Source organism: Belliella kenyensis, from assembly GCF_022549675.1.
Lineage (GTDB): Bacteria > Bacteroidota > Bacteroidia > Cytophagales > Cyclobacteriaceae > Belliella > Belliella kenyensis.
The window spans coordinates 14,389-34,244 of record NZ_JAKZGR010000023.1; the positions used below are offsets into that span (position 1 = coordinate 14,389).

At 38.1% G+C, this 19,856-nt stretch carries 10 protein-coding genes; all 10 read left to right on the forward strand.

Going from position 1 to position 19,856, the window contains the following annotated elements; translation table 11 throughout:
• Positions 1–549 precede the first annotated feature (549 nt).
• The 10 genes from MM214_RS17840 (at position 550) to rsmG (ending at position 19,824) form a co-directional block, all read left to right on the forward strand.
• Complete coding sequence (locus MM214_RS17840; RefSeq protein WP_241297535.1) at positions 550–3,555, forward strand: SusC/RagA family TonB-linked outer membrane protein; 3,006 nt, start codon at positions 550–552, stop codon at positions 3,553–3,555.
• Between the two features lie 18 nt (positions 3,556–3,573).
• Positions 3,574–5,073, forward strand: a complete 1,500-nt coding sequence (locus MM214_RS17845) for a RagB/SusD family nutrient uptake outer membrane protein (protein WP_241297536.1) — start codon at positions 3,574–3,576, stop codon at positions 5,071–5,073.
• 194 nt (positions 5,074–5,267) lie between these two features.
• Complete coding sequence (locus MM214_RS17850) at positions 5,268–8,492, forward strand: VCBS repeat-containing protein (RefSeq protein ID WP_241297537.1); 3,225 nt, start codon at positions 5,268–5,270, stop codon at positions 8,490–8,492.
• On the forward strand, positions 8,489–9,070 hold the full coding sequence (locus MM214_RS17855) for a hypothetical protein (RefSeq protein ID WP_241297538.1): 582 nt from the start codon (positions 8,489–8,491) through the stop codon (positions 9,068–9,070). The genes MM214_RS17850 and MM214_RS17855 overlap by 4 nt, the downstream gene beginning before the upstream one ends.
• A complete protein-coding gene (locus MM214_RS17860; protein WP_241297539.1) occupies positions 9,067–12,387 on the forward strand; it encodes a VCBS repeat-containing protein in 3,321 nt (1,106 codons plus the stop codon). Before MM214_RS17855 ends, MM214_RS17860 begins: the two co-directional genes overlap by 4 nt.
• A complete protein-coding gene (locus MM214_RS17865) occupies positions 12,387–15,695 on the forward strand; it encodes a VCBS repeat-containing protein (protein WP_241297540.1) in 3,309 nt (1,102 codons plus the stop codon). The genes MM214_RS17860 and MM214_RS17865 overlap by 1 nt, the downstream gene beginning before the upstream one ends.
• A gap of 39 nt (positions 15,696–15,734) precedes the next feature.
• Positions 15,735–17,075, forward strand: a complete 1,341-nt coding sequence (locus MM214_RS17870) for a vanadium-dependent haloperoxidase (RefSeq protein ID WP_241297541.1) — start codon at positions 15,735–15,737, stop codon at positions 17,073–17,075.
• Positions 17,076–17,133: 58 nt separating this feature from the next.
• Entirely contained in the window at positions 17,134–17,358 is a 225-nt protein-coding gene (locus MM214_RS17875; RefSeq protein WP_241297542.1) for a cyclase family protein, read from the forward strand.
• 278 nt (positions 17,359–17,636) lie between these two features.
• On the forward strand, positions 17,637–18,743 hold the full coding sequence (locus MM214_RS17880) for a Fic family protein (RefSeq protein WP_241297543.1): 1,107 nt from the start codon (positions 17,637–17,639) through the stop codon (positions 18,741–18,743).
• 448 nt (positions 18,744–19,191) lie between these two features.
• Positions 19,192–19,824: a 16S rRNA (guanine(527)-N(7))-methyltransferase RsmG gene (gene rsmG / locus MM214_RS17885; RefSeq protein ID WP_241297544.1), complete on the forward strand. Its 633-nt coding sequence runs from the start codon at positions 19,192–19,194 to the stop codon at positions 19,822–19,824.
• Positions 19,825–19,856: the final 32 nt, after the last annotated feature.

Consider the following 19,856-nt stretch of genomic DNA (forward strand, 5'->3'; position numbering starts at 1 on the left):
GCTGACCTTCATTGTAATTACCAACAATCCTTCAGTTGCTATTCATCAAAAATCAATGTCCATAAGACACTAATATCAACGATACCCTCAATTGGTTAATATCAAGTTCTCTAGCACAGCGGTAGATCTTCAATATTTTTCTCAAATCACTCATGTCTACAATTTTGGAATTGAATCATTGAGTATGTTTTGTTTGAAAGGTTGCTTTTTTATTTTAAGTGATGGATTTATTGTTTAGACGCTTTTTGAGTAATTGTTAATTTATTATGTCAAGGAAAGAAGAAAAGTGTATGTTTTTTTCACATTTTTAATAAAACCTAAAAATTTTAACTATTCAAAAATATCAATCGTTTTCGGTTGTGAATATGATAATGATCTAGTAGGATCTTTACCGAATCATAAAAAATAGGTGTGTTCTGTTAACAGCTTCATTTGTGAATCTCATGTTTTGCAAATGTTAAGAATTGCAAAATTAAAATTATTGAAACAACTTAGATTTGAAATTAACTATTAAACCGAAAAACCGTTTTTTTCAAAACAACAAACCCTATGAGAAAAAATTTACAGCAAGTGAAAGTGTTCATGTTGATTGTACTGCTAATGTCAGCAGTATTCAATGTAAATGCTCAGAGCCGCGAAGTCTCAGGTACAGTCATGGACAAGACCATGGGTGAGCCACTTCCAGGTGTTACTGTTCTAGTCAAAGGTACCACAAGAGGTGTTACTACAGACTTAGACGGGAAGTATAGAATCTCTTTACAAGGAGGAGATCAAGTTTTGGTATTTTCTTTTGTAGGCTTTACTGCACAAGAAGTTACTATAGGGAATCAAAGTACAATTAACGTGGAGCTAGATGAAGACATTCAATCTCTTCAAGAAGCGGTCGTAATTGGGTATGGTACTCAAGATAAAAAGGAAATTACTAGTGCGGTTGCAAGTATTGGAACTGAGGGGTTCAACAAAGGTAACTTTACCAATCCTCAGTCATTATTAACTGGGAAGGTTGCTGGTTTGAACATATCTACACCAGGTGGTTCACCAAACGCTCAACCAACAGTTAGGTTAAGAGGTATTTCTTCATTTGGAGCTAACTCATCTCCTCTTATAGTTTTGGATGGTGTGATTGGTGCTTCAATTGATGCAGTAGATCCAAATGATATCGAGACTATAGATGTACTCAAGGATGCGTCTGCGGCCGCTATCTATGGAACCAGAGGAGCTGCAGGTGTGATTTTGATCACTACCAAGCAAGGAAGTAGTAAAAAAGGTTTTGCCAATGTAACAATAAATACCTTTGGTACTGCAGAACAAGCAACAGGACTTATACCTGTGTTATCACCAGATGAGTTTAGAGCTAGAAGACCATCGACTTCTGACTTTGGTAGCAACACTAATTGGAGAGATGAGATTCTTAGAACTGCTCTCAATGCGACCACAAATGCTTCTGTATCTGGTGGGTATGAAAATACCAATTATTTTGCCTCAGTAAACTATAGAAATAACCAAGGTGTAGTTAAAAACTCAGGAAGAGAAACATTAAATACTAGATTGAATCTTAACCATGGTGCATTAAACAACAGGTTGAGAATGAATCTCAGTCTGGCTTTCACTAATACAGAGGCGAATGATGTTCCTGGTGATGCATTACTATATGCTACTATTTTGAACCCAACTATGCCAGTTTATAGTAACGATCCAGATTTGAGTTTCGCTGGTTATTTTAGACCAGCTGGGTTTGATAACAACAACCCAGTTTCATTGATAAATGAAAGAACAAATCAAACAAAAGTTAGAAATGCGATTTATTCTTACAGAGCAGAGTATGACATTACTGATGATTTGATTGTTTCGGCGCAGTTTTCACAAGATGTATTGAACACATTAAATGGTCAATACTCAACACGAAGAGATGGGGCTCCAGGAGGTGGAGGTGCAAACAAAGGTATTGCTCAACAAAATACTTATGATCGGACAAACACAATTATCTCTGGTAACCTAAGATACGAAAAGGAAATATTTGATGGAATGAATATGTCCTTGCTAGGTGGGGCGGAAACTCAACTTTATGAAGACCGAGCATTTGGAGCACAAGCAAGACAGTTTTTATATGACCAATCATGGAATAATCTTGGAGCAGGAGGAATTCGTTTCGGTGATAACACCAACTTATACAGCAATGCTACCAAGTCAATATTAAATTCTGTATTTACACGTGCAAATTTTAATTTCAGAAACACGTATTTCTTTTCAGCTACACTAAGAGCAGAAACGTATTCGGGTTTTGGTCCTGAAAATCAGACTGGTTATTTCCCAGCGTTTTCAGCAGGTTCTGATTTGACTCAGATTTTCGACATGGGGCCATTCAATCAATTTAAGTTGAGAGGTTCATTTGGTATTGTTGGACAATTACCTCCTTCACCAACTTTAGCGCTTGGTATTTATGGAAATGGTAATAGAATTCTTTTAGATCCTACTGAATTGAATTCAGCCAACGTTGCACCGAGACAGTTGAATAATCCTAACCAATTTTTAAAATGGGAAACTACTAGAGAATTGACTTTAGGTTGGGATTACGCATTATTCAATGGTAAGATCACGGGTAGCATGGATTATTATATTAGAAATATTCAAGATTTGCTATTTGAGGTAGGAGTGAATGTTGGTCAGCCAAATCCTTTCAATCCTAGAGCAGATCAACCTGGACAATTTTTCCCTTACACTGCTAATACTATTTGGGCAAACATTGCAGGTTTAAATAGTGCTGGTTTTGAATTCTTGATGTCAGCAAATGATATTAAATTGGGAGGTGGAGTTACTTGGACCCCTACAGCTATTTTTACCATTTACAAAAGAGCAAGAATTCAAGATATAGGTGCAGGTGGTTTGACATTGCCTGAAATTAGAAGAGGTGTACCTGGAGCACCAGGTGTGAATAATGCTCAAGTTATTAGAAATATTGAGGGTCAGTTGGTAGGTGATATATACGGCCCTAGAGTAGAAGGGATCTTAGAGAATGGAACAGTAGTGCTTAGCACGACTTCGCCTGATGAGTTTGAGAGATTGGGGAATGCACTTCCTACAGGAGATTTCGGTTTCACTAATCAATTTAACTATAAGAACTTCGATCTAAACTTCCTTTTAAGAGGATCTTGGGGGCATCAAATGCTGAATTCATTTAGGCTGTTCTACGAAGGAGACGGCAATGCAACTTGGAACTCTGTAGTTACCAAAAATACTCCATCCAGCCCAAGAATCACCAGTACACCAAGTCAAATCTCTGATCTATATATAGAAAGAGGAGATTTCATAAGATTAGATAACTTACAGTTTGGGTATAATATTCCAACAAAATCATCAGCTATTTCTAATTTTAGATTTTATGCCGGGGTTCAAAATTTATTTACGATTTCAAGTTTCACAGGTGTAGATCCTGAAGTTAGGTGGGGAGATCCAGTAGATAATGGTTTTGATCAATTAGCACCAGGTATCGAAAGAAGAAGTACATATTTTATCCCTAGAATTTGGACTACGGGATTGACAATAACCTTTAAATAACATAAACTGAATTATACTATGTTACGATCTATAAAAACAATTTGTGTAGGAGGACTAGTCGCAGCGACCATGGTGTCGTGTGAGCTAGAACAAGAAGTACTGACAGGTGTGACTCAGGAAAGATTGATCAATGAAGCACCACCTGAATTGGCAGAGGTTCTTAAGCAGTCAGCTTATAGCCGATTGATGGGAGATGGAAGCTGGGGAGGTCATGGTGGCTTATATAGTTATCAAGAAATCACTTCTGATGAAATTGCAATTCCTGTGAAAGGGGGAGACTGGAACGATGGGGGTACTTGGGTTAGGGCACACAGACATACTTGGAATGTAGATGATGGTGAGCTTAATGGAGTTTGGGATATTCCCTTCAGAGTAATTGCAGAAGCCAATGCTTTAATACAACAATTTGGTGGCATTGAAGAGTTGGCTGGAGAAATGAAAGTTCTTAGAGCTTTTTGCTACTTAGTGTTATTGGATAATTTCGGGGGTGGGGTTCCTTTGATTATAGAAACTACTACATCTGCAAACCCACCCAGCTCTTCAAGAGAAGAACTTTTCAATTTCATTGAGTCAAGTGTTCTTGAAAACTTGGACATTCTTACGAGAGACAACAGAAGAACCAATTTTAACTATTGGTCTGCACACATGATTTTGGCTAAGCTATATATGAATGCCGAAGTTTATATTGGTCAGCCAAAATGGACAGAAGCCAATAATGTTCTGGATGTAATAATTAACCAAGGACCATATAGCTTATCAACTAACTATTTTGCCAATTTTGCGAGTGCAAATGCAAACTCCGTAGAAAACATTTTCACTTTACCTTATGATGCGAATAATGCTGGTGGATTTAATATTCATCATATGGCATTACATTATGAATCACAAAAGACTTTTGATCTTGTAGATCAGCCATGGAATGGCTATGCTGCTTTGGAAGAGTTTTATAATAGCTATAGTGATGACGATCTTCGAAAGAATAATTTCTTGGTGGGTCCTCAATTTGCTTTGGATGGAGTGACACGTTTAAGAGATGATGTTGGTTTTGATGGCGATCCTGATGGGCCTGAAGTCAATTTTACACCTCAAATCAATCAGTTACAGCCTAATGCATATCGTCAAGCTGGTGCGAGAGTCAATAAATTTGAAATAGCGATTGGTGCTCAACCTAACTTGAACAATGACTTTCCAGTGTTTAGATATGCAGATGTTATCTTATTGAAAGCTGAGGTGCTTTTGAGACAAGGAGATGCTGCGGGAGGATTACAATATGTAAATATGGTAAGACAAAGAGCTGGAGTAGATCCATACACAACGCTAACTTTGGATAACTTGTTGGAAGAGAGAGGTAGAGAGTTATTTGTTGAAGGATGGAGAAGGTCTGACTTGATTAGATTTGGAAGATTTGGATCTCCTTGGTGGGAAAAGCCAACTTCTCCAGCGACGAGACAAGTTTTTCCTGTTCCTTTGAATAAAATTCAAGCGAATACTAGTTTAAGACAAAACCCTGGTTATTAATAAAATAAATTGATCCTAATTTTTTGAAAGAAGTGTGCATTTGCACACTTCTTTTTAATTTATGCCAAGTGTTATTAAGTGATTTCCTTATCATGTTGACCAAAACTAATAAGTATCTGATTCAATTGATTTTCTTGACTTTATGGTCTGTGTCTTGTGATTCGTCATCAAAGGATACAAAACTTTTTGACTTGATGGATAAATCACATACTGGCATAAGTTTCATCAATCATTTAGAGTATACAGAGAAGTTAAACCCTTATACATTTAGGAATTTTTACAATGGTGGTGGTGTAGCTATAGGTGATATCAATAATGATGGATTGGTAGATATTTTACTTACGGGTAATCAAGTTGAAAATAAACTTTACCTTAACAAGGGAGACTTCCAATTTGAAGATATTACAGTGCAAGCTGGATTGGCAGGAAATGGCATCTGGTCTACAGGAGTAAGTATGGCGGATGTTAATGGGGATGGTTTTATTGATATATTTATTTGTAAATCTGGTCCCTTAGAAAGTGATAGGAGCATTGAAGGAAAAAGACACAATGAACTCTTTATCAATAATGGTGATTTAACTTTTACTGAAATGGCTGGAGCATATGGTCTTGCGGATGTAGGGCTTTCTCAGCATGCAGTTTTTTTTGATTATGATGGAGATGGAGACTTGGATATGTATTTATTGAGCAATTCTCCAAGATCGGTTGGTATCAATGATCTTAGGGAAGGGCAAAGAGAAGTTCGTGATCCATTTGGAGGTAATAAGCTATACAGAAATGACGGTCAGATATTCAAAGATGTAAGTGAAGAGGCTGGAATATATGGAAGTGCAATTGGATATGGCTTGGGTGTCACTGTAGCAGATATCAACAAAGATGGTTGGCCTGACTTGTACGTATCCAATGATTTTTTTGAGAAAGATTATCTTTATATCAATAATGGTGATGGCACTTTTGATGAGCGCCTCGAAGATATGATGACCGAGATCAGTATGGGATCCATGGGTGCGGATATTGCAGATCTGGATAATGATGGTTGGCCTGATATATTTGTAACTGAAATGTTGCCGTCTGATTTGCAAAGGGTCAAAACAAAAACACCTTTTGAGGAGTGGGATAAATATCAGGCAAATGTAAAAGCAGGATATTTTCACCAATTTACAAGAAATACCCTTCAAAGAAATTTAGGATTCAAGCCTTACACTCAAGAGGTTCATTTTGCCGAGGTAGCAAGGCTTGCTGGAGTGCATGCCACTGATTGGAGTTGGGGAGCTTTGATTTTTGATGTAGATAATGATGGATTGAGGGATATTTTTGTGGCAAATGGCATTGTAAAGGATCTCACAGATTTTGATTATGTTGACTTCTATGTCAATAATCAAAACCTTATATCTCAATATAAAAAGGATTCTGTACTACTCACCAAGATGATAGATCAATTCCCCTCAGTCCCACAAAGAAATTTTTTGTTCAAAAATAAAGGTGGTTTTCACTTTGAAAATATTGCGGATCGTATGGGTATGGATCAGCTTACTTTTTCTACAGGGGCTGCCTATGCTGACCTTGATAATGATGGAGATTTAGATTTGGTGATCAATAATCTTAATGGGGAGGTGTCTATTTTTAGAAATAACTCAGACAAAGTTTTTGAAAATAACTTTCTACAACTCGACCTTGGAAGTTACTTTGGGACTAAAGTAACTATTTTTGCTGGCGAAAAATCATACTATGGCGAGCATTTTCCAGTAAAGGGGTATATGTCTTCCGTCGATCACCGCATGCAGTTTGGCTTTGGGAAATATCCTCAAATTGACTCTTTGGTTATAGATTGGCCACATGGAAATAAGGAGATTTTTCAAAATATTGAAGTAAATCAATTGGTAAAATTGAGACCAGGAGATGGGGTAATTGTGGGTGGTATTGTTCAGGCTAGACATGAAAATCAAGCGTTATTCCAACTGTCGCCACAGCAGATTCCGTGGAGACATAAGGAAAGCGAATTTGTGGATTTTGATAAGGAACGATTGAGATTTCACATGATCAGCAATGAGGGTCCTCGAATCGCTGTTGGTGATTTGAATGCGGATGGATTAGATGATCTTGTGTTGCCTGGAGCTAAAGGACAAGCCACAACAGTTTGGATTCAAAGAAAAAATGGGGAGTTTGAGTTGGTTCAGGAGTTTATAGAAGATGCACAAGCAGAAGATGTGGAAGCATTGTTGTTTGATGCCAATGGAGATGGTTTTTTAGACCTTTACTTAGCATCAGGGAGTATAGAGTATAATCTTAACAGCGATTATTATCAAGACCGCTTATATTTGAATGATCAAAAAGGTAAATTTCTAAAAGCTTCCAATCATTTACCAAAAAGAAACGAAAGCACTTCTTTTGTCAAGGCATTTGATTATAATGAAGATGGGCATTTAGATTTGATCGTTGGTGGGCGCTCTTTACCTTATGCTTATGGGGTCCCATTGGATGTAAGGTTATTAGAAAATGACGGTAAAGGAAAGTTCCAAGATGTTACCAGTGAAAAGGCGGCTGGCTTGCTAAAACTTGGTATGACTAGAGATGCTGCGGTTGTTGACTTGGATGGAGATGGTGACTTGGAGATAATAATTGTCGGTGAATGGATGCCTATCAAGGTTTTTAAAAACGCATCAGGCAAGTATGTTGATGTATCGGAAAGCTTTGGTTTGGAAAATACAAATGGTTTATGGAACACCATTTCAGTCCTAGATTTCGATAATGATGGATTTCCAGATTTTATAGTGGGAAATGAAGGATTGAATACCCGCCTGTTGGCTAGCAAATCAAGTCCCATGAGATTGTACGTGAATGATTTTGATCAAAACGGAAGTGTAGAGCAGATACTAACACAATATGAGGGAGTGAATGCCTATCCTTTGGTGCTCAAAAATCCACTTATAAAGCAACTCCCTAGTCTTAGGAAAAAATTGCTAAATTATGAAGATTATAAAGACAAAACCATGAATGATTTATTTGCTAAAGATATATTAGAAAGAAGCCTTATTCTTGAAGTTCATACTTTAGCCACTCAAATGTTTTTAAATAAAAATGGTAAATCTTTTGAGAAAAAGGAGCTTCCTATGGAGGTTCAATATAGCCCAGTACATGCGATAAAAGCAGAAAAAAATGAGTCTCAAAATTGGGAGATTATTTTGGCAGGAAACCAGTCAAAAGTGAAGCCTGAGTTGGGTATGAACATGGGAAGCTATGGTTGGCTATTGAAACAATCGGGAGATAGTCTAGCTCTGGAAAAGGCCAACAAATCAGGGATCTATGTAGCAGGAGAAGTGAGAAGCATTCATTCAATCGAATCAAAAACAGGGAAAAAATATCTATTTGTTAGAAACAATCAGGAGATACTTACCTTTGAAAAGTTGAAAATAAAATGATGAAATTAGGAAATTATGTAATAGTGATTTTTCTTCTGGGGATTTCAATTTTCACATCGTGTGAACGAAAAACACAGTATGAAAAAGTCAAGCAAAAAGAGTTAGCTTCTGGACAAATATTTAATGATATTTTTCTCGGACTTACCTTTGGAATGGAGAGAAAAGAGTTTTTTGGAGCATGTTGGGAAATGAATAAAGAAGGTGTCCTAATGCAAGGCCCACATGTTTTAAAAATACAATATAAACTAGAACTCCCCTCTGGAAAGATGGCGAGTATGTTTTTTTACCCAAAATTTGAAGAAGGAAGAATATTTTTTATGCCTGTAGAATTTCAGTATAGGGACTGGTTTCCTACAAATCCTGAATATAGTTCTGAAAACTTAAGAGATGATGTGGTAGCCTATTTTGAGCAGTTGTATGGGGAAGGCTTTTTCAAAGTGGAGGATGCAAAAGGAGCTTCTGCGATGGTGAAGATAGATGGTAATAGACTTGTGAGGGTGCATATCAAAAGCCTAAGTGCCGTAAGTGTAGATATTTTGGATATGAGGGTCAAAGACATTAAAGACATTGCTTCATGATCAAGTGGTTAGAGAAACTGACTGTAATAAGTCTATATACGAGTATGTTTTTTGCCTGTCAAAAGGCATCCAAGCAGCAAGACACACTATTTGAGTCTATACCTGCTTCTCATTCAATGGTGGATTTTAGAAATGACCTGGCATTTGATGAGGCCTTCAATATTTTTACCTACAGGAATTTTTATAATGGTGGGGGAGTGGCGCTTGGAGACGTGAACGGTGATGGCCTTTTGGACATTTATTTTACCTCCAACCAAGGAGAGAACAAATTATACTTGAATGAAGGCGATTTTGTGTTCAAAGATGTGACACAAGAGGCAGGTGTAGCAGGTACACGTGCTTGGAGTACTGGAGTGGCCATGGCGGATGTCAATGGAGATGGCTTGCTTGATATTTATGTATGCAATTCTGGAGATCTGAAGGGGGATAACAAGCAAAATGAACTTTTTATCAATAATGGAGATGGTACTTTTTCAGAAATGGCTGAGGTCTACGGTCTAGCTGACCAAGGGTATTCTACCCATGCAGTGTTTTTTGACTTTGATAATGACGGTGATCTTGACATGTATTTGCTCAACAACAGCTATACTGCGATAGGAAGCTTCAACAAAATGCAAAATGAAAGACCTAGAAGAGACAAAGTAGGCGGAGATAAACTTTTCAGAAATGACAATGGTAAATTTGTGGATGTCTCAGAAGAGGCTGGGATCTATGGAAGTTTGATTGGTTTTGGCCTTGGGATCACCATTGGAGATATAAATCAAGATGGTTGGATGGATATTTTTATTTCAAACGATTTTTTTGAAAAGGATTATTTGTACATAAATAATCAAGATGGAACATTTACGGAGAGTTTAGAATACTATATGAAATCCATTTCTGCAGCCTCAATGGGAGCGGATATTGCAGATGTAAACAATAATGGTAGATTGGACATTTTTGTGACTGATATGCTTCCAGAGTCCATGCAGCGGCTAAAGCAAGTGACTACTTTCGAGGGTTGGGATAAGTTCCAGTTTAATATCAAACATGGATATTATAATCAATTCAATAGGAATATGCTTCATGTCAACAACGGGGATGGGACATTTTCTGAATTGGGCAGAATGACCAACATGGAAGCAACTGATTGGAGTTGGGCGGCATTGTTTTTTGATATGGACAATGACGGCAACAAAGATGTATTTGTGGCCAATGGAATCTATCAAGACATCACAGACTTAGATTATTTGAATTTCATTGATAATGAAGATACCAAGCGCAAGATCATATCCCAACAGGGTGTCAATTACAAAGCTCTAGTAGACCCGATTCCTGTGACTCCAGTATCTAACTATGCATTCAAGAATCATGGGGATTTGAATTTCACCAATGTGATTCATGAATGGGGAATGGGTGATCCGATTCACTCCAACGGTTCGGCCTATGGCGATCTTGATAATGATGGGACTTTGGATTTGGTAATCAACAATGTAAATGCTCCAGCACTAATTTATAAAAACAAGAGCAGTTCTTTTTACCCAGATCATCACTACTTACAGATTCAACTCAATGGCAAAGGTTCAAACACCCATGCCATAGGCGCGCAAGTAAGGTTAACTTCTGGAAATCAGGTCTTTTATCAAGAAATGATGCCCAATAGAGGCTTTCAATCTTCTGTAGATCCAAAATTGACCTTTGGATTTGGGAAAATAAATAAACTGGATCAAGTTCAGGTTCGTTGGCCTGATGGGAAAGTCACCCTATTGGAAGATATTTCAGCTGATCAACTTCTCGATTTGAAATGGGAAGAAGCAAAGATGCTCACTGATTTTGATTTTTTCACAAATTCGAGTGCTCACATCTTTGAAAAGCTGCAAGCTGATCAATGGTTAGATTTTGAACATACCGAAAATCAATTTGTTGATTTTGATAGAGATAGGCTCACGTATCACATGCATTCTACAGAAGGACCTGCCTTTGCAGTAGGCGACTTCAATGGAGATGGTCTTGAAGATGTTTTTATCGGAGGTGCCAAAGGCTTCGAAGGACAGCTTTTTATTCAAAATGCTCAAGGAAAGTTCAGAAAGTTAGATACGGAAGCATTTGAAGAAGATAGAAATGCAGAAGATACAGATGCCATTTTCTTTGATGCCAATGGCAATGGATACTTAGACCTCTATGTAGCATCTGGTAGCAACGAAGCATCCTTCAGCTCCATGGATTTGGCAGATCGATTGTATATCAATGATGGTAAGGGAAAATTTGTCAAATCCAAAACAAGTGGGTTGGAATCCATGAGGCATAGTTCTTCTGTAGTGAAGCCAATAGATATCAATGGTGATGGTGCAATGGATTTGTTTGTAGGTGGTCGATTAGTGCCCTTTGTCTATGGAGTCAATCCAAGTTCTTACATCTTGGTCAATGATGGGAATGGAAAATTCATAGATCAGACAAGTCAATATGCTCCAGTATTGAAAGAGATTGGGCTTGTGACTGATGCGGCTGTTGTTGATGTTGACCAAGATGGGAAAGAGGAGTTGATTTTGGTAGGGGAGTGGATGGCTCCTACTATTTTGAAGGACGTAGGGGGGAAGTTTGAAAAGCATGAATCTTCTATGTTTGACGGATACAAAGGTTGGTTTAGAAAAATTGCTGTGGGTGACTTTAACAATGACGGAATGCCTGATTTTGTACTTGGAAATCATGGGTTGAACTCAAGGTTTAGGCCAAGCTTAGAATCTCCAATCAAAATGTTTGTAAACGATTTTGATCAAAATGGGACCGTGGAGCAAATCTTCACCCAGCTACAAGAAGGGAAGCATGTTCCTTTTACGCTGAAGCATGAACTAGAGAAACAAATCCCAAGTATCAAAAAGAAGTACCTGAAGTATAGTAACTACAACAAAGAATCACTTGAAGATATATTTGACAGCAAGGCTTTATCTAATGCTGTAGTTCAGGAGTTTAATTATGCGCCTTCAGCTGTGATGATCAATAGGGGAAATGGGGAATTTGACATAAATCCTCTTCCAAGAATGGCCCAACGATCTTGGGTTTTTGCCATTGAGATCTTGGATATAGATGAAGATGGTAACTTGGACTTGATCCTAGGAGGTAATCTCTATGGTGCAAAGCCAGAAGCTGGTCAATATGATGCTAGCTATGGTGAAGTGTTGTTTGGTCTAGGTGACGGTACATTTAGATATGCTGAAAACCATAGCCATGGACTTCAGATTCATGGTCAAGTAAGGGACTTTTATGTGTTTGGTGAGGGTGAAAGCAGAAAACTGTTGGTAGTGAAAAATAATGATAAAGCTGAATGGTGGAAGTTTTGATGAAAAGTAAAAGCTTACGACATAATTATTGCCATTCTTTTATCCTTGTGATAGGCTTATTCTTATTGTCTTGTGAAAAACCAATTGAAAATAAAAGATTTACTTTGCTTCCCTCTTCTCATACAGGTGTCACTTTTAGCAATGAATTGGTTTCGGATGAGCAGATGAATATCCTAGAGTACCTGTACTTCTACAATGGCGGCGGAGTTGCTTTGGGAGATGTCAATAATGACGGCTTATTAGATATTTATTTCACTTCGAATCAGGGAGAAAACAAGCTTTATCTCAACAAAGGAGATTTTCAATTTGAAGATATCACCAGTCAAGCAAATGTTGATGGAGGTGGTGGATGGTCTACAGGGGTGACCATGGCAGATGTCAATGGGGATGGGCTTTTGGATATCTATGTATGTCAAGTAGGAGGATACAAAGGTATTAGGGGTAAAAATAAATTATATATCAATCAAGGTGATTTGACCTTCAAAGAAGAAGCGGCGGTATATGGTTTGGATTTTGAAGGCTTTTCTACCCACGCCGTTTTTTTTGACTATGACCAAGATGGAGACCTGGATTTATACTTACTCAATCATTCTATAAAGAAACCTGAAGTATTTTCTCATGCAGACACCAAGTTTGGTGATCGAGACTTAAGAGGTGGGGACAAACTTTTCCAAAGTCAAGTAGCCCAAGGCTCTGAAAAGATGCTAGATGTGACCGAAGAGGCAGGGATTCTTTCAAGTAGCCTAGGTTTTGGTTTAGGCGTGGGTATAGGAGACGTCAATGGCAATGGCTGGCTAGATATCTATGTGTCCAATGATTTTACGGAAGATGACTACTTGTATTTGAATCAAGGAGATGGAACTTTCAAGGAATCTTTGAAAGAAATGATAAGCCATACAAGCAGATACAGCATGGGCAACGATCTAAATGACCTAAATAATGATGGTTTTCCAGAGATCTTTACAACTGATATGCTTCCTGAAAATCCAGAGATTTGGATGAAATCAATAGGAGAGGATAAGCAAGAAGTATATGAGGTGAAAAAGAAATTTGGCTATGGGGATCAATATGTGAGAAATCACCTTCAATTGAACGTAAAGGGGAAAAGGTTTGCTGAAGTTGGTTTGCTTACTCAAACTTTTGCCACAGATTGGAGCTGGTCTCCCTTGATTTTTGATATGGATAATGATGGGTTGAAAGATATCCATGTTACCAATGGAATCGTAAAGAGACCAAATGATTTGGATTTTGTGCAATATAGTCAGGCAGCAGATGCTTCTCTCACTGAGCGTGAGTTGTATGAAAAGCTCATCAAAATGCTACCCAGTATGAAGCTGGCCAATTATACTTTCCGACAAACTGGTGGACTGGAATTTGTTCAAATGGCTGAATCTTGGGGTTTAGATCAACTCTCTTATTCCTCGGGCTCAGCCTATGGGGACTTGGACAATGACGGAGATTTAGACTTGGTGATCAACAACATTGATCAAGAGGCATTTATCTATAGAAACAATACAGCAAAGATCGATAGCGCCAATTACATAGCGATTGCCTTGCAGCAGGATGGTTTTAATGTCTTTGGTATTGGAGCGAAAGTAATGGTGGAAACAAATCAAGGAGAGCAATACCAGTTGATAAGCCCTTCAAGAGGATTTCAATCATCGAGTACTTACACTGCCCATTTTGGACTTGGTAAATCAAATGTGATCAAACAAGTTCAAATCCATTGGAATTACGATGAGGTAGAGCGATTTGATGATATAGCAATTAATCAAAGTCTAATACTCCAAAAGGGAAAAGGACGACCCTTAAGTCCCCTTAAAGAGAATGAGTCAAAAAAAACAGAGGATTTATTTTCAACTTTTCCATGGATTCATGAGGAGAATACGGAGTTTGATGATATGCGTAGGGAATATCTTCTGCCCAGAAAGTACTCTACAGAAGGCCCTGCCCTGGCTGTAGGCGATGTCAACGGAGACGGCCTTGAGGATATCTACCTTGGAGGAGCCAAAGGACAAGCTAGTAAGTTGTTTCTTCAAACCAAATCTGGGGATTTTGTTGAAAAAAACAATCCTACTTTTGATCAAATGACACCAGGAGAAGATTTAGTTGCCCAATTGATAGACCTAAATGGCAATGGATTTTTGGACCTATATGTAGGAAGTGGAGGATATGAGCACCCACAAGGGCATTTGTACAATACTGATCGGGTGTTTTTCAATGATGGGAATGGGAATTTTAGTTTTTCTCCAAATTCTCTACCCCCAATTGGCGAAAACACCTCTTCTATAGCCATACATGATGTGAATAATGATGGAGCGCCTGACATTTTTGTAGCAAGCGCTGTCCTAACAGGGAATTATGGAGCAAAGCCTAAGAGCTATTTGCTGATCAATGACGGCAATGGGAATTTTACAGATCAAACAGAAAAGTTTTTCGGTGACAATCCTGATTTTGGAATGATTCAATCTGCACATTGGCAAGAGTTGGGTGCTGATGATCAAAAGTGCCTAATTTTGGCAGGTGAGTGGTCTGATGTGCAGATTTGGAAACAGTCCGAGGACTTGACATTCCAAATAGCCCAGCATAATATACCAACTGGAATGTATTTGGTAGCGGATGAATTGGGGGATTGGAAAAATCAGCCAGTTATTTTTCTAGGCAATATGGGATTGAATTCAAAATGGAAGGCAAGTAAAGAAAAGCCATTGTGGTTATATCACCATGATTTTGATGAAAATGGTCAAGAGGATCCATTGGTTTTTCACTACATGAAAGATTTACTTGTTCCTTTTGGGTCAAGAGATGATTTGATCAAACAGGTTCCAGCCGTGAAAAAAAAGCATGCAAGTTATCTAGAATATTCAAAAATTCAGAAGCCAGAGGATGTGTTTGGCAAAGATAAGATAGGAGCAGCTCGGAAGTTTCAAGTGACCAATATGGCGTCTGGATTATACTTCGTTGCAGATGGTGAGTTTGTTTCGTTACCTTTGGAAGGCCAATTTGGGCCAGTACAATCAGTGTACAGTTGGAAAGAAGCAGAATATCTGAATTTGGTAGTAGTGGGTGGGTTTGATAATTACAGAAATGACCTAGGTAAATCAAGTGCCTTGTCTATGGCTTTTTTTCAAATGAATAAGGAAGGGAAATGGATACAAAGTCAGCTTATTCCTGAGATTTCAGGACAATTTAGGGTATTGGCACAAGTGAATATCAATCAAAGCCCACATTTGATTGGTCTAAGGAACAATGATTCACCTGTTATCATTAGCTTAGAAAAGCTAAAAGATCGATTTGCCAAAAGGTAAAGGAATGTTTAAATTTACTTATTATTGATTTTCAAATACATGTTACAATTCCGAAATATAACCGCTTTGCTTGCCTTGGTGATAGTCTTCTACTCCTGTCAAGAAAAAGACTATTCTAACCTTATACAAGACGGTAGCTATCAATTTGCTGCACAAGATCAGCTTACGGAGATCATTATTCATGATATTTTTTCCCCTCCTGTAGCTAGTCGGATTTATGCCTATCCGTCTATTGCAGCTTATGAAGTAGCGGTCTTGGCAGGTGATGATTACCAGTCTTTGATGGGACAGTTGAATGGTTTTGAAAAGGCAGACTTTGATATACCTGAAGATGTATATTTTCCTCTCGCTGCACTTGCGGCTTATTACAAAGTTGGAACATTGCTCATTTTTTCAGAAGAACTCATGAATGAGCATAAAGAATCGTTTTATAAGTCTCTCAAAATTAATGGACTACCTGATCGTGTGTTTGAAGCTTCACTCATTTTAGGTGAGCAGGTGGCGGATCATGTAATTGCCTATTCTAAAACGGATAATTATGCCCAAAGCAGGTCTTTTGAAAAATACAGCTTGACGGATAATCCCAATGCTTGGCAACCTACTCCTCCCATGTACATGGAGGGTCTCGAGCCACACTGGAACAAAATCAGGCCATTTGTAATGGAACGACCAGATCAGTTTAAGTCTTTGCCACCGACTACCTTTAGCACAGAGGTAGGTTCTGACTTCTATAGAGAAGCGGAGGAAGTTTTTTCTACGGTAAGAAACCTTACCAAAGAGCAAAGTGATATTGCCTACTTCTGGGATTGCAATCCTTACAAAGTGAATGTAAAAGGTCACGTGATGTTCGCCGAGAAAAAGATCACACCAGGAGGTCACTGGATGGGAATTGCCGCTATCGCTTCAAAGACTGCAAAACAAGACTGGCGTGCAGCCGCAGAAACTTTGGCGATGACAAGTATTGCTTTATTTGATGGATTCATTGCATGTTGGGACGAAAAGTACAGGTCTGTTTTGATCCGGCCAGAGACCTATATCAACAAGTACATAGATGAAGAGTGGTTGCCAGTATTACAGACACCTCCATTTCCTGAATACACCTCGGGACATAGTGTGGTGAGCAATGCGGCAGCAGAGACCTTGACATGGCTACTTGGAGATGGTTTCCATTTTGTAGATTCTACAGAAGTTGCATTTGGATTGCCTATCAGGGAGTTTGAATCATTCCGGTTGGCGGCAGATGAGGCAGCTATCAGTCGGCTATATGGAGGAATACATTATATGCCAGCCATAGTTCATGGCTCTACCAAAGGCAAAAAGTTAGGGGAATACTTGGTGCAGAAAGTACAAAGTAGAAAAGAAAAAATAGCGGTGAAATAAATTAATCAATTTGATAGTTGAATCTTCAATTTTTCAAAGACCTTATTAAGTGTATTTGATGGGTGAAATTATAGACCTAAGTCAAGAGATATATTCTGGAATGCCTGTTTTCAACGGGCTACCAAAGGTTCATATCAGTGTATACGCAACGCATGAGCAATGGGAAGGAATACCGAATCCAAAGACTTCTACGCCAAGCGTGAAGAAGCTTGAATTTGGCGAACATACAGGTACTCATGTTGACGCGCTAAGTCACATGGGGATCAAATATGTGGAGAGCTAGGGTTTACCCATTACGAAAACATGATCAATCTTCACAAACTCATACAGAGAGGTCGTTTCCGTTTTATAGCTTTGCCTTTAAAGATTAGAGGAGGCACGGGTTCCCCAGTTCGCGCAGTGGCTATTTTTGAATAGATTTTTGTTGTTGTAAGGTTTCGATTTTAGGGTGATTATTATATTCAGCAAAACATAGAAGGCTTTTTTGCGGTGAAAATATCTTTTAATCACCGCAAATTTGCGGTGATTAATTTGTATATTCACCGCACCTAATATGAAAAAATGGTAAAATACATTTATGAATATAAAGACTGGACAAACTTCTCATGGGATGATAAGGCTATAAATCAAGTCTTTGGAGAGGCCCGTTTATTACAAGGGAAAATCATCGGAAAGATGAATTCGATTGGCTTTTCGACAAAAGAAGAGACTAATCTAGCTAACTTGACCTTAGACGTAGTAAAATCTTCAGAAATAGAAGGAGAAATACTCAACTATGAGCAAGTGCGTTCTTCAGTAGCAAGACGGTTAGGGATTAATACTGCTGGACTTGTGCCAAGTAACAGGCATATCGAAGGAGTTGTGGAGATGATGCTTGATGCAACACAACGATATGACTCACCATTGACAGAGAGTCGGTTATTTGGTTGGCATGCAGCTCTTTTTCCTACAGGTTTCAGTGGGCCTTACCAAATAGAAGTAGGTCAGTACAGGACAGGAGAGATGCAGATAGTGTCAGGAGCGAAGGGTAAGGAGAAGGTGCACTTTGAAGCAGTAAAGGCCAGTCTTGTGAAAACTGAAATGGACAAGCTACTAGATTGGATTAATAATAATCATATGCTTGACCCAGTGCTAAAGGCTTCAATAGCACACTTATGGTTTATCATTATTCATCCTTTTGACGATGGAAATGGTAGAATTGCAAGAGCTATATCAGATTTATTATTAGCGAGAGCAGAAGGAAGTGCTGAACGATTTTATAGTATGTCAAATCAGATATTGAAAGAGAGAAATCGGTATTATGAGGTTTTGCAAAAAGTTCAGCATAGTTCAAGTGACATTACAGAGTGGTTAGATTGGTTTTTGCATTGTCTGAAAAACGCAATACACGCCACTGAAGAAACAACTACTAATATCATGAAGAAGGCAGCTTTTTGGAAGTTGCATGAAAACACTCCTGTCAATGAGCGTCAACGACTAGTGCTTAACAAGCTATTTGATGGTTTTGAAGGAAAATTAAAGACTTCAAAATGGGCAAAAATAAATAAGGTATCCACAGATACTGCCTTGAGGGATATCAAAGATTTAGTAGATAAGAAAATTTTGCAGCAAACGAGTGATAAAGGAAGAAACGCCAATTATGAATTGACTGAGATCAATCTGGATTGATCATTCGAAATGGTTGATGATTGGATTTATTTATAAAATGGGATGTAACCCTTCAAGGAATTTACAGCTTTAATTCAACATTGTATTATTCAAATAGTGATCCGATTTAGATTGGAGAGCAGCTTGTTGGAGCTAATAGCATTGTTATTTATTTTTAATCTGATTATACGCTTTTTTACCAGTAACGTCAATTCATTGGCTCAACAGGTTGTTAATGGTCAATATCCATAAGTATCCAATATCAATTTATATCGGAAGTTAGATAAATCGGAATTTTGTAAGGTTATTGGCAAAGTTCCGTATATCCATATTTTTCACTTTTGAAAAAATGAATAAGAAATGTTCTATGTTTCATGTTCGACAAGTATATTCTATAAAACATGTCGGTTCTAGGGAGAGATATTCTAATATTCACCCTATTTTTGTGAAACATTAGATTTGATTATACATGGACTTGATACTTGAGCACTTTCCCAACCTGACTGAAAAGCAAAAAGAGCAGTTTGCAAAACTTAAAGACCTTTATATTGACTGGAATGAAAAGATCAATGTGATCAGTAGAAAAGACATGGATCAATTTTATGAAAGGCATGTCCTTCATTCATTGGGTATTGCCAAAGTGATGCAGTTTCAGCCAGGCACCAAAGTATTGGATATCGGTACAGGAGGAGGTTTTCCTGGTATCCCGCTTGCTATTCTTTTTCCCGATACGCATTTTCATTTGGTGGATTCAATAGGTAAAAAAATCACCGTAGTCAAAGACGTGGCAAAGCAACTCAAACTTTCAAATGTGGAAGCCCAGCAAGCCAGGGCTGAAAGCTTGGTCAGGAAGTATGATTTTGTAGTTAGTCGTGCGGTGACAAGGTTTACCAACTTTTTCCCTTGGGTCAAAGGGAAATTCAAAAAGGAGGATTTTAATGAGTTTCCAAACGGAATTCTTTTGCTCAAAGGTGGAGATGTCGATGAAGAGATGGAAGAGAGAAATGTTGGATATGTCACTTACCATTTAGAGGATTACTTTAAAGGCGAATTTTTTGATACCAAAAAAGTGGTTTACGTTCCTTGGGAAGGAAAGAGATGATACACTTATTTTCAGGATTTCAAGTTCTATTA